Source organism: Acinetobacter sp. 22301, assembly GCF_052045285.1.
Classification (GTDB): Bacteria; Pseudomonadota; Gammaproteobacteria; order Pseudomonadales; family Moraxellaceae; genus Acinetobacter; species Acinetobacter pittii.
On the sequence record NZ_JBQEOR010000001.1, the window covers coordinates 734,176 to 753,438 of the forward strand.

At 38.0% G+C, this 19,263-nt stretch carries 14 protein-coding genes and 1 pseudogene; 6 read left to right on the forward strand and 9 right to left on the reverse strand.

The annotated features are described in order from the left end of the window. Positions 1-7: 7 nt before the first annotated feature. From ACTJJH_RS03420 to ACTJJH_RS03440, 5 genes are read right to left on the reverse strand one after another with little or no spacing between them, the layout of a single operon-like run. On the reverse strand, positions 8-1,150 hold the full coding sequence (locus ACTJJH_RS03420; RefSeq protein WP_440600738.1) for an ABC transporter permease: 1,143 nt from the start codon (positions 1,148-1,150) through the stop codon (positions 8-10). 7 nt (positions 1,151-1,157) lie between these two features. Then, a complete protein-coding gene (locus ACTJJH_RS03425; protein WP_000881922.1) occupies positions 1,158-2,096 on the reverse strand; it encodes an ABC transporter permease in 939 nt (312 codons plus the stop codon). 12 nt (positions 2,097-2,108) lie between these two features. After that, positions 2,109-4,142: a M3 family metallopeptidase gene (locus tag ACTJJH_RS03430; protein WP_440600739.1), complete on the reverse strand. Its 2,034-nt coding sequence runs from the start codon at positions 4,140-4,142 to the stop codon at positions 2,109-2,111. Continuing rightward, positions 4,143-5,966, reverse strand: a complete 1,824-nt coding sequence (locus tag ACTJJH_RS03435) for an ABC transporter substrate-binding protein (protein WP_440600740.1) — start codon at positions 5,964-5,966, stop codon at positions 4,143-4,145. Between the two features lie 15 nt (positions 5,967-5,981). Beyond that, complete coding sequence (locus tag ACTJJH_RS03440) at positions 5,982-7,772, reverse strand: ABC transporter substrate-binding protein (protein WP_440600741.1); 1,791 nt, start codon at positions 7,770-7,772, stop codon at positions 5,982-5,984. A 131-nt stretch (positions 7,773-7,903) separates the two neighbouring features. Here ACTJJH_RS03440 and ACTJJH_RS03445 point away from each other — a divergent pair. From ACTJJH_RS03445 to ACTJJH_RS03470, 6 genes and pseudogenes are all read left to right on the forward strand, one after another. Beyond that, positions 7,904-8,025 (forward strand): annotated as a pseudogene (locus tag ACTJJH_RS03445) (hypothetical protein). A gap of 520 nt (positions 8,026-8,545) precedes the next feature. Further along, complete coding sequence (locus tag ACTJJH_RS03450; protein WP_284086253.1) at positions 8,546-11,233, forward strand: TonB-dependent receptor; 2,688 nt, start codon at positions 8,546-8,548, stop codon at positions 11,231-11,233. Positions 11,234-11,342: 109 nt separating this feature from the next. Next, positions 11,343-12,053, forward strand: a complete 711-nt coding sequence (locus tag ACTJJH_RS03455; RefSeq protein ID WP_320124011.1) for an energy transducer TonB — start codon at positions 11,343-11,345, stop codon at positions 12,051-12,053. A gap of 39 nt (positions 12,054-12,092) precedes the next feature. Further along, positions 12,093-12,974: a MotA/TolQ/ExbB proton channel family protein gene (locus ACTJJH_RS03460; RefSeq protein ID WP_075382891.1), complete on the forward strand. Its 882-nt coding sequence runs from the start codon at positions 12,093-12,095 to the stop codon at positions 12,972-12,974. Positions 12,975-12,989: 15 nt separating this feature from the next. Further along, the gene (locus ACTJJH_RS03465; RefSeq protein ID WP_002118000.1) at positions 12,990-13,412 is read left to right on the forward strand and encodes an ExbD/TolR family protein; all 423 of its coding nucleotides are present in this window, start codon (positions 12,990-12,992) and stop codon (positions 13,410-13,412) included. Between the two features lie 19 nt (positions 13,413-13,431). Further along, positions 13,432-13,845, forward strand: coding sequence for an ExbD/TolR family protein (locus ACTJJH_RS03470; protein WP_440600742.1), 414 nt, complete (start codon positions 13,432-13,434; stop codon positions 13,843-13,845). 56 nt (positions 13,846-13,901) lie between these two features. Here ACTJJH_RS03470 and ACTJJH_RS03475 read toward each other — a convergent pair whose 3' ends face one another. From ACTJJH_RS03475 to ACTJJH_RS03490, 4 genes are all read right to left on the reverse strand, one after another. Next, positions 13,902-14,363, reverse strand: a complete 462-nt coding sequence (locus tag ACTJJH_RS03475; RefSeq protein ID WP_440600743.1) for a GNAT family N-acetyltransferase — start codon at positions 14,361-14,363, stop codon at positions 13,902-13,904. Between the two features lie 100 nt (positions 14,364-14,463). Next, entirely contained in the window at positions 14,464-16,629 is a 2,166-nt protein-coding gene (locus ACTJJH_RS03480) for a malate synthase G (RefSeq protein ID WP_002117981.1), read from the reverse strand. 368 nt (positions 16,630-16,997) lie between these two features. After that, complete coding sequence (gene zapE, locus ACTJJH_RS03485; RefSeq protein ID WP_002117902.1) at positions 16,998-18,140, reverse strand: cell division protein ZapE; 1,143 nt, start codon at positions 18,138-18,140, stop codon at positions 16,998-17,000. A gap of 77 nt (positions 18,141-18,217) precedes the next feature. Beyond that, positions 18,218-19,240 carry a helix-turn-helix domain-containing protein gene (locus ACTJJH_RS03490; protein WP_440600744.1) on the reverse strand — a complete coding sequence of 341 codons (1,023 nt, stop codon included), beginning with the start codon at positions 19,238-19,240 and terminating at the stop codon, positions 18,218-18,220. Positions 19,241-19,263 lie beyond the last annotated feature (23 nt).

Here is a 19,263-nt window from a genome sequence, read left to right on the forward strand (position 1 = left end):
CTTCCTCTTATTTTAGCTTTGGATCTAACGCATCACGAAGTGCGTCAGTAAACATTGAAAATGCCGTTACCAAAACAGCCATTGCGACAGAGGCTGCGACAAGCTGCCACCACTTACCTAAAAGAAGTTCACTTTGTGCTTCATTTAACATGCTTCCCCAAGACACTACGCCCACTGGTACACCAAAGCCCAAGAAACTCAAAATAACTTCAGATTTAATAAAAGAAACCACCAAAATTGACATCTGGACTAAAGCAATATGGCTGACATTTGGAAAAATATGAATGAACATACGGCGGAAGTGACCAACACCAATTGTTTTGGCAGCAAGAACGTACTCACGTGCAGTGTGTTTCATATATTCCGCACGTATTAATCGATAAACACCTGTCCAGCCCGTTAAACCCAAAATCAGAACAATAGATAGAATGCCTTTTTGTTGAAGTACGGCAGCAATCGCGAGAACTAATAATAAATATGGAATTGAGGTAAAAATGTTATAAAACCAGTTGAGAATATCATCAACCCAACCACCGAAATATCCAGAAATTGCGCCTAAAAGTGTACCAATCCCTACTGCGAGTAAAGCCGATATCACCCCAACAATAATTGAAGTTTCAGCACCTTTAATAGTTTTCGTTAAAACGTCCTGTCCCCATTTATCAGCTCCAAACACAAGGGTACTTTTCAGTTTTGCTTGTTGATCAAGTAAATGTCCTCCAAGTTGCTGATCGATCGCTTTCATATCATCGGCTAATGGGTCAACTACACCATAATAATCAATTGCACTTCCAGAGCTCTTTTCTTGTTTAATTTCAGCCTTAAGCTTATCAATTACATCTTTTAAAGGATCGACTGGATTTTCTGGTAACTCTTCTTCAATCGCTGCCGCCTTTTGCCCTGCATCTGTTGTCTTATCTGCCCCTATAAATGTAGGCGGTGCATAACTTACGGCTACCTCTTTATTCCAGTCAGATGCAATCACGCCCGTCATTGATAGAACCAAGATAATAAAATAAAGCAATACAATCACTAGCGATGACATTGCGATCTTGTCGGCCCGAAGACGACGCATGGCAAGTTTCCACAGGCCAGATGAATGAGCTTCGGCTTTTGTTTGTTGTTTTCTTTTTGATAAAACGCTCAGCATAGCCCACCTACTTCAACTGTACACGTGGATCAACCACTTTGTAGACCAAATCGGCAATCAGGTTAAAAATCATGGTTGCAGCTGCGATGTAAACTGTAATTGCTTTAATAACAGGAAAATCACTCCGCTCAACTGCAATAATCACCTCTCGACCAATCCCGGGAATACCAAAAAAACGTTCAATTAAAAATGCGCCTATGAGCAATGCAGGTAAAGTTGACATCACATCGGTAATAATAGGAATTGAAGCGTTCCGCAGTACATGTACACCTAAAATTCGGCTTTCACCTACACCTTTAGCACGTGCTGTTCGAACATAGTCCTGATTGATTTCATCAAGCACAAAGCTACGATATAAACGTAAAGTCGGTGCAATACTCACCACCAACATGATTAGAATTGGTAGTAAGGCAAACTTAAATAAATTATCAGTAAAGGTGTCGCTCCAGCCTTGCACAGGAAACCAACTTAGCTGATACGCCAGAACATATTGAAAAACGATAATGTAAACTAAGATACTGATCGACATGCCAATAGTACATAGCATCATGACCATACGGTCGGTTAGAGAGCCCCGTACCGCAGCAACAGCTAATGCCAAAATAATTGAAATAACCGTCTGTAAAATAGTCAGTGGGATTAAAAGCGTAAGCGAGGGTCCTAATCGGGTTAAAATAATTTGAGAAACGGGTTCGCCAGTACTCCAACTTGCACCATAGTCAAAAGTCAGTATCTGTTTAATGAAAATCCAGAGCTGAACGTAATAAGGTTGATCTACACCTAGCTGCTTACGAATGTTTTCAATCTGCTCAGGATTAGACATCTTGCCCGCTAAAATATAAGCAGGATCGCCACCTACCCAGTTAAAAAGAATAAAAATAAGTAAGACTACCCCCAACATAGTTGGAATCATCTGCCATAAACGCCGAATAACATATGCCAGCATAGTGATAATTCCTTATTTAATCCGTTGTCCGGTAATTTCGTTAAAGAATGCTTTATTGTCAGGATCACGGCCAAGGAAATCTTTAACTAATTCAGCTGCCGGCTTTTGGCTACCTTGTGACAAAATGGTTTGACGGTAACGTTGCCCTACTTGCGGGTTATTAAGGTTGTCCCCATAAGCAGAAAGCATGTCTAAAGCTAAAACCTCAGACCACATATAGCCGTAATAACCAGCTTGATAACCGCCCATCAAATGCCCAAACTGCCCAGGAAACTCTGTTGTTGGTACATAACCCAAAGCTGTAGCAGCTTCCATTTTTTGCCAATTTTCTAAAGGTTTCACTTTTAATGCATCGGCAGTATGCAATGACATATCGTACTGTGCATAAAGGGTCTGACGGGCATAACGCAAGCCACGACCATAGTTATGTACAGCTTTTAAACGGGCAATTAACTCATCGTCAACACGTGGGCAGGCTGGATCACAATAATCAGCCACTTTAGATAAAGTCTCTTTACGGCGTGCCCACTCTTCATACATTTGAGATGGTGCTTCTACAAAATCACGCTCTACGGATGTTCCAGACTGACTGGCATAACGTGTATTTGACAAAATGCCGTGTAGAGCATGACCAAACTCATGGACAAACGTTTCAAGCTCATCGCTATTTAGCCCTTTACGATTAAAGTTCGTAACTAGGGCTGAAACTGGTAAGCGGTTTGTTAATGTACTACCACCATATACTCCCCAAACAGCGGCATGGCCATACTTCCCTTCACGAGGGAATTTATCCATATATAAGCCACCAAGGAGTTTTCCTGTCTTCTTATCAACTACATCGTAATATTCAACTTCGTCCTGCCATGCTTTAACTTTGACAGGTTTAAAATCAATACCATAAAGGTCAGATGAAATGGCAAATAACCATTTTTGAGCAGCTAAAGTTGGAAAATAATCACGAAGTTTTTCCTGATCGATTTGATATTTACTCTTACGAAGTTTTTCACTCCAATAAGCTTCACTCCAACGCGTTATCTCGGTTTTTTCTAATGGCGTTTTTAAAGTTTGTGCTTTAAATGCTCGGAGTTCTTCTACTTCTTTACGTTCAAGTGGTGCTACTGTTTTTTGGACTTCTGCTAAAAATTGATTTACAGCCTCAGGCGTTTTAGCCATACGGTCTTTTAAAATCCAATCTGCATAACTTGCTTTTCCAAATAACTGTGCAAGCTCATAACGCAAATCAATTGCTTGTTTGAGTAGTTTTAAATTTTGCTCAGTACCACGTCGAGTAAAGGCAATTTGATATCTTTTCCGAGCATCATCATTATCTGCCAACTCCATAAAAGGACGATATTCCGGATATTCAAAACCTAATAAATAGTTGCCTTTAGCATTTTTCTTTAATGCTGAAATATAACTTTGAGGTAAGCCTTTCATCTCTTCAGGAGTAAACTCAAGTTTTTCCGGATTATCGCGGACATTACGCGCATATTCTTGTTCGAGTTTGGTCAACTCATCCAGAATAGCTTTCATTCGTGCACGCTTTACTGGCTCAAGTTGAACACCTGTGTCTTCAAACTGATCTAGAATATCTTGACGATATTTTTGGTCTATCGGATCAGTAGCTTTGGTATTCTTAATGACGTTATATAATTTTGAATTTTGAAATATATCAGTATGAAACTGATTAATTTTGATTTCACAGTCTTCTGCTGCCTTACGTAACTTTGCATCTGGGTCTACGTTACTATATAGACTTATAGGACCTGAGAAATCTTCAAAATGCGCAAAAACTTTATCCCATTTTGCCAATATAGGTGCCGCTGCTGCATTATCTTTAACAGGTGTTTTTTCAAAATTTGAAATCTCTTTCTGAATCTTTTTTAAATTCGCATCACACCATGCTGGAAGTTGTTGTGCTTTAAGTAATGGCAAAATAGGACGTGTTGTCTCTGCCGTTGCAAACTGACTTACACCTATGGTCAACATACATAAGGTTGTCATTTTCAGTGCATTATTTTTCATCATATCTCCAATTTTTTTCATTTAATGATTAGATTTAGTATTTGTATCAATATCGAAATACATCCACTCTGCATGTAAAATTGGATGCTTCTTATATCCAATGATTTTTGGTTGAGCCAGCATATTCCGGTAACGTGCATATGAGATTTGAACAGGCATATACACTTCTAACAACCGTGTCATTTTTCGATAAAGTGCATCTCTCTCAGGACCTGCTTGCATTTGTTGCGTTTGGCGATACAACTGATCAAACTCTGGTGTAGAACCACAAGACCAGTTCGTCATATGGGTATTGGGTCCATAAAAATTCTGCATAAAATTATCCCCATCTGGATAATCGGCTATCCATGCAGAAGACCCGAACATCCCGTCGCATTGTTTTTGCGCACGAATAAGATCTGCAAAAAGCATGGGTTTAAAGACCATACGTATATTCAAACTATCAAAATTTTTCTTCCAAAGTTCAGCGCTTTGCTGGCCAATACTGTCACTACGCGCCATATATTCAATGACCAGAGGTTTCCCATCTGGTTGTGTACGCCAACCTGAGGCATCTTTTTTATAGTGATATCGATCTAATAGTAAATTTGCTGCTTTCACAGAATATGGCGTACTAGTTCTGTATTGAGGGTCATTACCCACTACACCTGGTGGAATTGGAAAATGTAGACGCTGTGCATCATCATTTCTTACTAGTTTAATTTCTTGATCTATTGAACGAGACATCGCAATCGCACGGCGTAAAGCAATTTTTTCTTTACTCATTCCACCAACGACTGGATTTTTAAGATTCCAATAAATATAGCTAATTTCGGGGTCAACAATGCGAGATAACTGCACACCTTCTTTAGCAAGTTCAGGTCTTAGTTTGCCGTCTTTAACCGCTTTTGCGACCAGTTGGCCTTCAAGCTGAAATATATCGACCTCACCACGCTGAAATGCTAGCCACCGCGATTGGTTTTCTTCCATCACCTGAATATCAATTGTGCCGATTTGGGGCATTTTTTTACCTTTAAGTCGCTTCACAATTGCCTGATCTTCAGGGCTGCTGGCAGTAAAGTTCCAAGTAAAGCCCCGATAATCAGGATTCGCTTTTAAAACAATACGCGATGCTGGTACCCACTTGCTCAGCACATAAGGACCCGTACCTACAGGATGGCCCATTACATAACCAGCTTTGTCTTTATACTTTTCGATAACTTCGCGTGCCACAGCACCTGTCGGGTCATGGGCCAGTAATAAAGGAAAGTTATAGTCTGGCTTAACTAAACGAATCACCAAAGTGTATTTATCAGGTGTTTGTAAACCACTTACCTTTTGGTCATAGTTAAATTTTCCCGACTTATTGGCTGCTTTGACTAAAGCATCCATACCTTCAATTTTGTTTTCTAATAACCAGCTATTTGGAGAGCGCAGATTCGGGTCCAATAAACGCTTAAAAGAGTACGCATAATCATTGGCTGTTAATTCTCTAGGTTTGCCTTTAAAAACAGGGTCTGGTGTAAAATAAATTCCCTTCTTAATGCGAATGGTATAGGTCAAACCATCGGCACTGACTTCTGGCATAGCGGTTGCTATTTGCGGAATAAGCTTTGCCGGCCCTGCTAAATAATCATAGGTATATAGTGTTTCAAATATCGAAGTGGTTACATGCGCAGAATATAAATCATGGATATAAGCCGGGTCGAAACCTGTCTCAGCTGTTGGAAATACATAACGTAAAACTTTATTCGGATCGGCTGGGCTTTTCGCAAAAATACTTGTAGATCCCGTTAAGGCCATACTAGCGAATAGCAAGCTGATACTACAGTGCTTGAGCTTTTGTTTTAAATTTTCAGTCATCATGATCTTTATCTAAAATTATTTTTTAATAGGAGTAATATCAAGATATTGCCAGTTTGTATTCATCATAGGATGGGGCTTAAAACCCTGAACTTGTGGCCGTACTAACCAGTTACGAATTCGAGTTACATGAACAATCCATGGGTTATCAGCTTCAATCTGGCGATTGAGCTTTTCATAATATGGTAGACGTTGTTGCGGTGGTAAATGAATGGCCTGAGTATAAAGAGCGTCATATGTTTTAGACTGATAACAAGCATGGTTTCCCTGACCAGCATTAGGTCCATAAAGCAACTGTGCAAAATTATCTCCTTCAGGATAGTCAGCAATCCATGCCCCACTCCAAATCATATATTTACATTGAGTTGCGGCTTTTAAGTTATCTGCAAAATTACTTACCTTAAAGTCAGCTCGAATGCCAATTGCATCCAGATTCTTTTTCCAGAGTTCGGAGTGAATAACTGAAGCCGAGCTATTTTCTGTATTGATTTTTAAAATCAAAGGTTTCCCGTTTGGCTGGGTTCTATAACCATCAGCACCTTTTTTATAACCATAATAATCAAGTAATTTATTTGCTAGCAGCGGGTTATATCCTACGCTACTTTTATATTTCGGATTATAGCCATTCACACCTTCAGGTATAAACATTTCAGCCCGAACAGCTTGCCCTTTATAAGCCTGTTTTATACTTTCTTTTTGGTTGTACGACAAAGTAATTGCTCTACGAAGAGCGATCTTTTCTGGGCTAAAACCACCAATCACCGGATCACGCATGTTCATCATCGTATAGGTAATCTCAGGTTCTTTATTTGGATAGTGCTTAATTCCTCGCTTCTTAAAAGAAGCTTTAAGCTGATTTCCATCTAAAGCTTGAGGAACTGCACTCGCTGTAAGTTTGTCAAAGTCGAGTTGACCCGACTGGAAAGCTAACCATCTTGACTGCTCTTCTTCAATAATACTGACCACCACCTTTCCAATTTGTGGCATTTTCTTACCGCTCATTTCTTTAACAAGCTGGTTATCCCAAGGTGTTCCTGTCGACTTAAAGTTCCAGACGAAACCACGATAATCAGGATTAGCAACCAACTCGACCTTACTTCTTGGTACATACTTACTTAACATGTAAGGACCAGTACCTACAGGATGCATACCAATACGGTCACCGTAATAATCGACAACCTCTTTAGCAACTCCGCCAAATGCAATATAGGCAAGAATATAAGGGAAATTATAGTCTTGGCGAGTTAAGGTAAATTGTAAAGTATATCGATCAAGTGCTTTGACTCCTGCAATTGGAGCAGCATAATCAAATTTTCCAGTTTTCTTTGCTTGGGCTACAACCGCATCGGCACCTAGTAACTTACCATCAATGAATGAAACAGACGGTGCTCTATTTTTAGGATCTAGAATACGTTTAATTGTATAGACGTAGTCTTCGGCTACTAGCTCACGGCGTTTACCTTTAAAAGCGGGATCATTAGTAAAATAGATACCTGACTTAATTTTAAAAGTATAAACTTTACCGTCTTGTTCCACTTTGGGCAGGCTCTCTACTGTATAGGGAGCTAACTGTAATGGACGTGCCAGATAGTCATATTTGAGTAAAGGCTCAAAAATTGCCTCAGCAATATTAGCACTATAGAAATTGGTAGTTTTAACCATATCGAAGCCATCATCTGGAGCTTCATAGGCAACATGCAAAATTTTGTTTGGTTGTGCTGGTGTAATTGCGTAAGCACAAGGAACTGATGTAATAGCCAGACTTAAAATGGCGAGCTTAAAAAATTTTAATTTCAAGTTCATACCCACGTAATTAGTTTTTTAAAAGATATTATCCTTTTGAGTAACATCTAAATCTGCATAAGAAAAGTTCTTTTTCAACAGATAAGCCTATTTAGGTTTAATTCTTTACTTTTCTATGAGCATTTTTATTTGAACAAATGGAAAAACAAAGTCAAAAACCCAATCTTTTGTAACTACTGAAAATAAAGCGAATTTCATGCCATTTATTAATATTCATCACAAAATAATTAATAATATTAGAAATTCATATTTTTATTAGGTACTTAAAATGGTTTGAACTATATAAATAAAAGTAACTTTTTGCCAAATATTATATTTACATATGTTAATCATCTAATACCTTAAATGCACAAATAAAATACATTAATGACACATTATGATTCATATTAAGACAAGCCAAACTAACAAATGATTATAAAATAAGCAATTGATTTAAAATAAAAAATATAAAAAAAACCGGCATTATAAATAGTATAACATTACATATAAAAAGGTTCTAAAACGATACATTTTTATTTATTAAGCATGTGAAGAGTCCAGTAATGTATATTTTTTATACAAAAAATTTTGAAACTTTTGGCCAGCGTTAAAAAATTTTCCAAACGGAAAATTTATTTTTGCTTAATTAAAGATGAACCTTCGTGCTGAACCATAATAAAATCAATATATATCAATATTTTGCATAAACTAAAAAAAGAAAAATATATAGTTGGCACTTGCTTTGCTTAAAAACTTTCCAGCAATATCGCTAACGACAACAAAAAGGGATCAAATCCACGATGAAAAAAAAATACAATGTTCGATCTCAGGCAACCCCCAAGATCAGCAAAACAATTCTTAAATTAAGTACCCTTAGTTTAAGTATGATGTGTCTTACCCTGGCACAGGCAGCAGAAACTGAACAATCAAGTACTGATGAAAAACCAACGAAAGTCGTAAAAGTTGCCGTTACAGGTTCTTCAATCAAAGGAGTTGCAGCACAAAGTGCTTCCCCCATTACCATCGTAAAAGTTGATGAAATCTTAAAACAAGGGGTAACAACAACAGAGGAAGCATTAGCAAAGATCAGTGCAAACCAATCGAACTTTGTGACTGCAAGTAATGTAGGCGCAAGTAGGACGACGGGTTCAGCAGCAAACCTGAGAGCATTAGGCGCCAATAAAACTCTTGTTTTACTTAATGGTCGTCGATTAGCTGCAAATGCTTATGATAGCGGTGTCACAAACTTAAATATTATTCCACTCGCAATGTTAGACCGTATTGAAGTTTTACGAGATGGCGCCTCTTCCATTTATGGAACAGATGCAATTGGCGGGGTAATTAACTTCATTACTAAAAAGCAATTTACAGGACTTAACCTGACAGCAGGCTATCAAAAACCAGAAGAAAAAGGCGGTGAACAACAAGACTATAGCATCTTTGGCGGCTTCGGTGATTTAGACGAAAATGGCTACAATGTTTTTGGTGTTGTGGACTATCGCAAAGGCGATGATGTCATGGCCAAAGACCGTAAAGTTAGTCGACGTGGAGGCATATTACCTGAATTAGGAATCCATAAAACTAGTAGTGGTTCATTCCCTGCCAATGTACCTGGATTAGGTAATCCCTATGCATCTACAGGTTGTGGTAATAACCCTCTAGTAGAGACTGATGGTCAAATTTGTAAATATAACAGCCAAGCAGTAATTGGTATTGTTCCAAAGACAGAAGACATCTCAGCTATGGGCCGAGCTACATTTAAACTGAACGATAGCTTTAATGCGATTGCAGAATATTTATATGCAAGAAATGAAGTTACAACGTCAGTCGCACCAGATGTATTTTTTGATTTGACGCTTGACCCTAGTAGTAAATATTATCCAGGTAAAGGTATTACTCCAGCTTTAGCAGGCGCTACTGGAACTATCCCTCTATATCTGCGTTCACAATCAGGTAATCGTGTAAGTAATAGTATTAATCAATCACATAGATTATTTGCTGGTATTGAGGGTGAAACTCATGGTTGGGACATTAACTCCGGCGTTACCTATGCTCATAGTAGTGCATCGGATGCAGTAGTAAGTGGCTATTTAAACTTTGACAAAACACAAGAAGCTTTAAACAATGGTATTTTAAATCCATTCGGACCGCAAAGTCCTGAAGATGCCAATGTATGGAACCAGTTAGGTGTTGAAGGTAAATATTTAAAAGCCAATCTAGATACAACTACAGTCGATTTCACTGCAAGTCGACCTATATTTAAATTACCAGCTGGTGATGTTGGGTTTGCCATTGGAGCAAGCTATCGCTATGAAGATTGGACCACCAAAGTCATTACCGATATTGCCCGAGTTGCACCTAGTACAGGTGTCGATCCTGATGAGCCAGTAAATACTGGCGATCGTAATATTAAATCGGTATTTACCGAATTTCATATCCCTCTCCATAAAACTTTAGAAGCTCAAATCGCTGCTCGTTATGATGATTACAGTGATTTTGGCGATACGTTTAATCCGAAATTTGCACTTCGTTGGGAACCATTAAAACAACTCATGTTCCGTACGACTTATAGTACGGGCTTCAGAGCCCCAACACTTTGGGAAGTTAATGGACCAAACTCAGTAACCAATACTGGTGGTTACTATTATGATCCCGTACTCTGCCCTGGGAATGTTTTGAAACCAGGTGGTGTAAGAGAGCGTGATTGTAATATGCAATTCGATAGACAAAATGGGGGTAATAAAAGTCTTGATCCGGAAGAGTCAAAGTCTTTTACTGCTGGCTTAGTGTTTGAACCAATTAAAAATTTAGCCTTTACTCTTGATTACTTCAATATCGAAGTTGATAAGCAAATTGCTACACTTTCAGAAACTGCTATTTTTGACGACCCTGTTAAATATGCAGACAAATTTGTACGAAACCCTGATGGCTCATTAGATTATATTATTACAACACAACAAAATTTAGGTGGGATTAAAACTTCAGGCTTCGATGTGGGGCTAAGTTGGGTATCTCCAATGACTGCCACAGGTCGTTTTGGTTTCAATATTGATGGAACATATATTACGGATTACAAATATCAAGCCGAGCAAAATGGTGAATGGAAAAGTGTTGCAGGCACTTATAGCGGTCTAGACTACCAAGCTATTATTCTTCGCTGGAAACATACTGCAAATCTAAATTGGAACTATGAAAACTGGGCTTTAAACCTGCAACAAAACTTCTCTCGCGGGTATAAAGATCAAAATTCAATCGCTTCTGTCAAAGATGGTTATAGAAATCACAAAGTGAGTGACTATACAACTTATAACATTTCAGGCACTTACAAAGGCTTTAAAAATCTAGAAGTTACAGCGGGCATTAAGAATATCTTTGATGAGGACCCTCCTGCTTCAAATGTTGGTGACAACTTCCAAATGGGATATGACCCACGTTACGCAGATCCTTTAGGACGTACTTACTTTGTACGAGGTACATATAAGTTCTAAATGGTTGTTCTGCAAATATGACTTTAAACATTGTGTTTGCAGAACAAATACTCATTCTTAGCCAAACAGTCATTTTAAAAATTGTTTGTCTACAGTTTCAGGAGTAACTATGGGCATGACTTTTACAGACATAGAAAATAAATCTGCCAAACGCCTAATTGGTATTGCTGCAGTTATTTTTCTGCATCTTCTTGTTGCCTATATTCTGATGTCAGGTTTAGCAAACAATATTCAAAAACCAGCAGAAAAACCTGTGGAATTACAAATTATTCAGGATATTAAGCCGCCTCCTCCACCAAAGCCGGAAGAGCCCAAACCAAAGGAAAAGCCACCTGAACCACCAAAAATAGTAGAAAAAGTTGCCAAGGTTCCTGAGCCAGTGAAACAGGTCGAAAAAGTTACACCTGTACAAAAAACGACACCGGTGGCTCAACCGACTAAAGTGGCTACCCCAGCTCCTGCTGCACCTAGTACCCCATCACCCAGCCCTGTTGCTGCACCTGCTCCAGTGGCTGCTGCGCCGGCACCAAAACCAGCTGGTGTGAGTCGTGGTGTTTCAGAGGGTTCTGCTGGCTGTGAAAAACCAGAATATCCACGCGAAGCACTTATGAATGAAGAACAAGGGACAGTGCGAATACGTGTTCTGGTTGATACATCCGGCAAAGTTATTGATGCCAAAGTAAAAAAATCGAGTGGCAGCAAGATTTTAGATAAAGCGGCAACTAAAGCTTACAGCTTATGTACGTTCAAACCAGCAATGAAAGATGGTGTACCTCAGCAAGATTGGTATGAAATTGAATATCCATTTGTAATTGAATAAACAATTGAATTAGCAAGAAATTAAAAATATTGGAGATATATGATGAAAAAATCAACTCAACCGTTAGTTCGTTTCGCTTCTGCAAGTCTAATCGCAGCTTGCTCGTTACTTCCATTAAGCTCAGTTTTCGCAGAAGAAACAAGCAATACTCCTGTGGCCACAGCAACTACTGAAGCTACATCAAGTACAAATACTCCAACTCCACCACCGAAACCCGCAACGAGTGAAACTGTTAAAAACCCTTATGGCCTAGAAGCCCTTTGGCGCGAAGGTGATTTAGTTGCTAAGTCTACTTTATTTATATTAGTACTCATGTCGATTGGAACTTGGTACATCATCATCTCTAAACTATTGCAGCAAGGTAAAGTCAAACGCCAAGGCAAAGAAGCTGAAAAACATTTCTGGGAAGCTACCTCCCTTGATAATGCTGCAGAAGGTTTAGAACAAAGTAGCGCTTATCGCTTTATTGCAGAAAAAGGTATTAATTCAACTAAATCACATGGCGGTTCTTTACTTGAACGAATCGATTTTAATACATGGGTGAGCATTTCAATTCAACGCGCAATTGAAAAAATACAAAATCATTTAGGTGGTGGTTTAGCCTTTTTAGCAACGGTAGGTTCTACTGCACCATTTGTTGGTCTTTTTGGTACGGTTTGGGGAATTTATCACGCATTAACAGCCATTGGTATATCAGGTCAAGCATCTATCGATAAAGTTGCAGGCCCCGTTGGTGAAGCTCTGATTATGACAGCGATTGGTCTTGCAGTCGCAGTACCTGCTGTACTTGGTTATAACTGGCTTACACGCCGTAATAAAGCAGTTATGGAAAATGTCCGTTCATTTGGTTCAGATTTACACGCGGTTTTATTAAGTGGAGAAATTAATACCAATAATTCAGTTAATCGCAGTATTAAATAATCGGGAGCAAACATTATGGGTATGAGTGTTGGTTCTGAAGATGATGATGAAATGATTGGCACAATTAACACGACACCTTTGGTTGATGTCATGTTGGTTTTACTTATTATTTTTCTTATTACTATTCCAGTAGTCACACATACGGTTCCAGTGAAACTACCAGAAGAAAAAAATACTCCATATGCAACCACTCCTGAAAATATTCAACTCTCAGTAAATAAGAAAGGCGATATTTTCTGGAACGAAAGTTATGTGCCTAGTAAAGAGATATTACTGGCAAAACTTCAAGCAGTTGCACAAAAAAGACCTCAGCCAGAAGTTCATATTCGGGGTGATCAGCTTACCCATTTTGAAGCGATAGATCAGGTCATTAGTACGACCAAAGAAGCTGGTATTGGCAAAATTGCTTTTGTTACTACCCCTCCAGCCTCCCCGTAATTAACTTAAGGAGAATTTTATGGGTATGAATGTCGGTTCAAATAATGATGACGATGTGATGTTAGAAGTCAACATGACACCTCTTATTGATGTCATGTTGGTACTCATTATTATGTTTATTATTACCATACCTGCACCAAACAACGCGATTAATATTAATTTGCCAAATGGCACACCGCCACCAACAAATGAAAAGCCACCTGAAGTCATTGATGTAAGAATTGATGCGGTAGGCAAAGTATTTTGGAATAACCAAGAGGTTTCTGACCGAAAGGCGCTAGAGACTTTATTTCGAGGTGTTGTTGCTAAAAAAGATCAAGACCAGATCAAACTCAAACCAGACCAGATGGCTGAATATAAGAATGTAGCGATGGTCATGGCTACAGCACAGCGTTTAGGTGTCACTAAAATTGGAATTGTGAGCAGTAACTAATATTGCTTTTCAATATATTTAACTCTATTAACTCCTGCGCTAACTTGAATCTTCAGTTAGCGTTTTTTTTGAAGCGAAATATTCAACTCTAAAATAATATCTCCACACTCATCATATTCTCCAGTTTCTATAAAACCCATTTTTTTATAAAGTTTTCCAGCAATGTTATTAGAAGATTTATACATCGTTCGAATTCGTTTAGCTCCTTTTGCAGCTATTTCATCAATTGCCATTTGCAATGCCTTGGTACCATAACCTTTGGCTTGATGATCTTTGCCAATCATAAAACGAAACAACCAAAATAATGTCTCATCAGGTGGGTCAACTTCGACACAGTACATTAAGAATCCAATGACTCTATCATTTGAACAAATCACTCGTGGACAGTAATGTTCTTCCACTTCAGACTCAGCAATAGAATATACATTTGGTGCAACATAGTCCTTTTGATATTCATCCAACGACAGCTTTGCACATAGAATCCAATTCTCACGATCAAGATCTTTTAGACTAATCAAATTCAAAACCTTTTAGCTATAAATTCCCTTCCTATAAGCACAAAATATACCGAAAATAAAAAAAGCCTCCGAAGAGGCTTTTTTTCAAAATAGGAGGAAATTAATCACCTGTATAACCTTTTAACTTCAAACGAGCAGCATGAAGTAACGGCTCAGTGTAACCAGAAGGCTGTTCACAACCCTTGAAGATAAGATCAGAAGCTGCTTGGAAAGCAATATTTGTTTCAAAGTTAGCTGCCATTGGTTTATACAATGGGTCATTCGCGTTTTGCTCATCAACAATTTTTGCCATGCGTTTAAGCACTTCTTCAACTTGTTCACGAGTTACAATACCGTGACGTAACCAGTTAGCAACGTGTTGAGAAGAAATACGTAATGTTGCACGGTCTTCCATTAAGCCCACGTTGTTAATATCAGGAACTTTCGAACAACCTACACCTAAGTCAACCCAACGAACAACATAACCTAAGATACCTTGGCAGTTATTTTCAAGTTCATTGTTAATCTCTTCCGCTGACCAATTTGTATCCGGTGCAAATGGAGGTGTTAATAGGTCATCTAATGACAACATTTCTTCAGCTTTTAACTGATCTTGACGTGCTTTTACATTTACTTGATGGTAATGCATCGCGTGAAGTACAGCACCAGTTGGAGATGGAACCCAAGCACATGAAGCACCAGCATTTGGATGTGCAGCTTTAGTTGCCAACATATCTTTCATGCTATCTGGCTTTGGCCACATGCCTTTACCAATCTGTGCTTTACCTTGCAAACCACATTTCAAGCCAATTGCAACGTTACGGTTTTCGTAAGCAGCAATCCATTTTTGTGTTTTAACAGCTTCCTTACGAACAACTGGCGCAGCTTCCATAGAAGTATGGATTTCGTCACCCGTACGGTCCATAAAGCCAGTATTAATAAAGATTGTACGGTCTTTAGCAGCAGCAATACAGTTTTTCAAGTTTACAGACGTACGGCGCTCTTCATCCATAATACCGATTTTTAACGATTTAGGTGGTAATCCAATCGCCTGTTCAGCACGTTCAAATAACTCTACAGCAAACGCAACTTCTTCAGGACCATGCATTTTTGGCTTAACAATATACATAGAACCTTTACGAGAGTTTTTATTTTCGTTTGTACTACGAATATCAGCAATTGATAACAATGGAGTTACCAATGCATCCATAATACCTTCAAAAATTTCTTCGCCGTCTACCAAAATAGCTGGGTTAGTCATTAAGTGACCTACGTTACGAAGTAACATAAGTGAACGACCATGAAGTTTTGTTGTACCACCAATTAAGTTTTTAATTTCGCGATCTTTATTTAGATCACGAACAATCGTTTTACCATTCTTTTCAATAGACTCTTGAAGTGTACCCTTCATTAAACCTAACCAGTTACGGTAACCTTCAACTTTTTCTTCTGCATCAACAGCCGCAACAGAGTCTTCCAAATCTTGAATTGTGGTTACTGCCGCTTCAAATGTTAAATCTTTAACACCCGCTGGATCAGTTTGTCCAATTGGGCTATTTGCATCAATTTCGATAATGACATGAAGACCATTACTTAAAAGTACAACTTCTGAAGGATTTGCTTCTTCACCATTGAAACCAACAAACTGAGCTTCATGAGCTAAACCTGTTTTTGAACCATCTTTCAAAGTTACAACGAGTTTATTTTGCTCAATTGCATATTTTGTTGCATCTGCATGTGAACCTTGAGCAAGCGGGAAAACTTCATTTAAGAAATTCTTAGCGAACTCAATAACTTTTGCACCACGAACAGGATTATATCCTTTACCTTTTTCAGCTCCACCTTCTTCAGAAATTACATCGAAGCCGTAAAGTGCATCATATAAAGAACCCCAACGGGCATTTGCTGCATTTAAGCAATAACGTGCATTACGTACAGGTACAACTAACTGTGGTCCTGCCAACAACGCAATTTCTTCATCTACATTTTCAGTAGTAATTTGAAAATCTTCAACTTCTGGTAATAAATAACCAATTTCAGTTAAGAACGCTTTATAAGCACCTAATTCAAATTTGTTGTTACGGTGCCATTCATCAATTTTTGCTTGTAATTCATCACGCTTAGCCAATAATGCTTTATTTTTTGGGCTAAGATCGACAACAACTTGCTCAAAGTTCTTCCAGTAAGTTTCACTATCTAAACCAGAACCTGGTAAAGCTTCATTTTCGATAAAATCGTAAAGTTCTTTAGCAATCGCTAACTTGCCTTTTTGAATACGTGCAGTCATTGTCTTTCCTGAAGTTGCTACTTTTTATACCAAGAGAATCCTAGTATACCGATTTAAATTAAGCTGAATACTAATATCACATTCCTAAATAGTAAGCATTTTCCCCTGCAAAACTATTGACAAAGATAAAATTTTCTATATAGGAAATATTAAAATTCTAACTAGGATTCCCATCAATTTATTCAATATTTAAAGATACTGAAACTAGACTTTTTGTTAACAGACAAAAAGTTTCACTATCTTGTTTTTCTAAAGCGTATTTAGTTATATCAAACTTTACAGCGTGAAAAAGCACTATTTAACTAAATTTATCAATTTTTGTTGTAAAAAAAGCGCCCAATTTAGAGCGCTTTTTATATCTATTTTATTTAAGAGGTTTTAGTAGCATCAATATGACGATGTTCAGAATGTAAATATTCATCAGATTGCATTTCTAGCAAACGTGAGCGCGTACGTTCAATTTCAAATGCTAATTTTTCACCTTGATAAATATCAATAATACTATCTTGAGACGTTAAAAGTAATTTCACACCTCGATCGTAAAACTCATCGACTAGATAAATAAAGCGACGAGTACCTTCAGATAAGAAATCTGTCAAATGAGGAACATTACTGACTAGAACCGTATTATAAATATTTGCAATTTCAATAAAATCTGCTGGGCTACGTGGTTTAAAGCAGAGTTCAGAAAACTCACACCACAACACATCTTCTGTATGTCCCAAAGTCTCGACAACACGATTATTAATCACAATCGGCTCTTGAGAATGAGCTTGTGTATGAGTTAATGCACTAAAACGTTCAGCCATCCAGCTTTGAGCTTCATTCGTTAATGGCGATTTAAATAATTGAGCTTGTTTTAGTACACGCAAACGATAGTCCACACCTGCATCTACATTTAAAACAGCACAGTTCTTTTTAACCATTTCAATGGTTGGCAAGAAACGATCACGGTGAATACCGTTTTTATATAAGCCATCTGGTGCAATGTTTGATGTTGCAATTAATGTCACACCACGCACAAATAATTTTTGGAATAAATCGCTTAAGATCATTGCATCTGTTACGTTTGAGACAAAGAATTCATCAAAACAAATAACGACAGCATCTTTATAGATTTGGTCAGCTACGATTTCAAGTGGATTACGTTGGCCTGAAAGCTTATTTAGCTCTTTATGAACATGTTGCATGAAATGATGAAAATGCATACGCGTTTTACGGCGAAATGGCACAGATTCATAAAATTGATCCATAAGCCAAGTTTTTCCACGGCCTACTCCGCCCCACATATATACACCTTTAGGTGAAGTTTGGCGACGGAAACGACGGAAAGCTTTTTTTGAGGCTTTATAACGGTTTAAAAGTTCTTTCCATACGCGATCTAATTCTTGCACTGCCTGTGCTTGCGCTTCATCTGCCATAAATTGACCTGAAGCTAAAGCCTCAGCATAGCGTTCTGCTGGGGAAGAAGGTGTGAATGCAGTACTATGAGAAGATTTTAAATTTAACATATCGTTTTATTTCAATTTTAACTGATGAGAGTATAGCGAACATTTTGTTCAACCACATTAGCTTTTAGCATCAAGAGTTACGCCGATGACTCTTTTGCATATTGTCGAGGACTCTGTCCAAACCATCGTTTAAATGCATGATTAAATGCCGCCGGTTCAGAATAGCCGAGTAATTCGGCAACAACTTCTATTGAGTATTCCCTATATTCCATAAGCTTCAATGCCTTATTCTTGATAATTTGTTCACGAATTTGCTTATAACTCGTATTTAGCTGTTGCAGTTGATGCCTTAATGTCCTTTCAGGCATTTTCAATGCAAAAGCTGTTTCCGCCATGCTCGGGATAATTCCTTGTTGCAGTTCAAGATAATCTTGCACACATTGTATGATATGTGGAGTTTGATGATCTTGTTGATTTAATCTTGTTATTTCTGCAATACATTTTGATTCATAAATACGATGTGTGATGATATCGGCAGAAGGAATCTTGATTTCAAGTACATCCTTACTTAGGCTAAATGCAGCATATTTACCATTAAAATGCACATCTTCGCCATAATAGGCAAAATAACATGACAAAGTATCTATATCAGTAGGTTTTTCAAATGGAAGTTCTATACGCATCGTAGGCATTTGTAATCCCATCATCGTATAAATATCTTGAATAAATTTATAAGTTCCAGAGATTTCACATTGTGCCCGTAACTGGCCAATTTCCGTTTTTAAATCAACAGGCAAATAATTTAAAATCGTCCGCTCATCAGTTTCGTATAAAGCTAAGCTACCAAATAAATGCGTAAGCTTTTGATATTTTATACCCTTATTTAAAGCAGTTTGAATATCATTACTTGTGACAAGTAGCATAAGCAATGGGCCGTAACCCGCTAAAGCGTAATGCTGTCCAATAAATAAACCCTTTTCAGGCTCTACATTTTTACTAATTATTTGTTGAATGTCCCATTCAAGACGATCATGAATTGTGGAAGTCGGGTCTAAAGCATCGACTTTAATACCTATATCGGCCAAACGTGAGTCGACATCAATGCCAGCATTGCGCATTCCTTGAATTAAATAGATTAAACCAAGTATCGACCGTTTCATTCTTCTATCAATTTCCTTAGACT

Bases quoted from the DNA above. Each gene is read 5' to 3' on its own strand.
- zapE (WP_002117902.1), bottom strand. From the start codon at position 18,140: ATGTTAAATTTAAAATCTTCTCATAGTACTGCATTCACACCTTCTTCC.
- ACTJJH_RS03435 (WP_440600740.1), bottom strand. From the start codon at position 5,966: ATGATGACTGAAAATTTAAAACAAAAGCTCAAGCACTGTAGTATCAGC.
- ACTJJH_RS03430 (WP_440600739.1), bottom strand. From the start codon at position 4,142: ATGAAAAAAATTGGAGATATGATGAAAAATAATGCACTGAAAATGACA.
- ACTJJH_RS03490 (WP_440600744.1), bottom strand. From the start codon at position 19,240: ATGAAACGGTCGATACTTGGTTTAATCTATTTAATTCAAGGAATGCGC.
- ACTJJH_RS03450 (WP_284086253.1), top strand. From the start codon at position 8,546: ATGAAAAAAAAATACAATGTTCGATCTCAGGCAACCCCCAAGATCAGC.
- ACTJJH_RS03425 (WP_000881922.1), bottom strand. From the start codon at position 2,096: ATGCTGGCATATGTTATTCGGCGTTTATGGCAGATGATTCCAACTATG.
- ACTJJH_RS03460 (WP_075382891.1), top strand. From the start codon at position 12,093: ATGATGAAAAAATCAACTCAACCGTTAGTTCGTTTCGCTTCTGCAAGT.
- ACTJJH_RS03455 (WP_320124011.1), top strand. From the start codon at position 11,343: ATGGGCATGACTTTTACAGACATAGAAAATAAATCTGCCAAACGCCTA.
- ACTJJH_RS03420 (WP_440600738.1), bottom strand. From the start codon at position 1,150: ATGCTGAGCGTTTTATCAAAAAGAAAACAACAAACAAAAGCCGAAGCT.
- ACTJJH_RS03465 (WP_002118000.1), top strand. From the start codon at position 12,990: ATGGGTATGAGTGTTGGTTCTGAAGATGATGATGAAATGATTGGCACA.
- ACTJJH_RS03480 (WP_002117981.1), bottom strand. From the start codon at position 16,629: ATGACTGCACGTATTCAAAAAGGCAAGTTAGCGATTGCTAAAGAACTT.
- ACTJJH_RS03470 (WP_440600742.1), top strand. From the start codon at position 13,432: ATGGGTATGAATGTCGGTTCAAATAATGATGACGATGTGATGTTAGAA.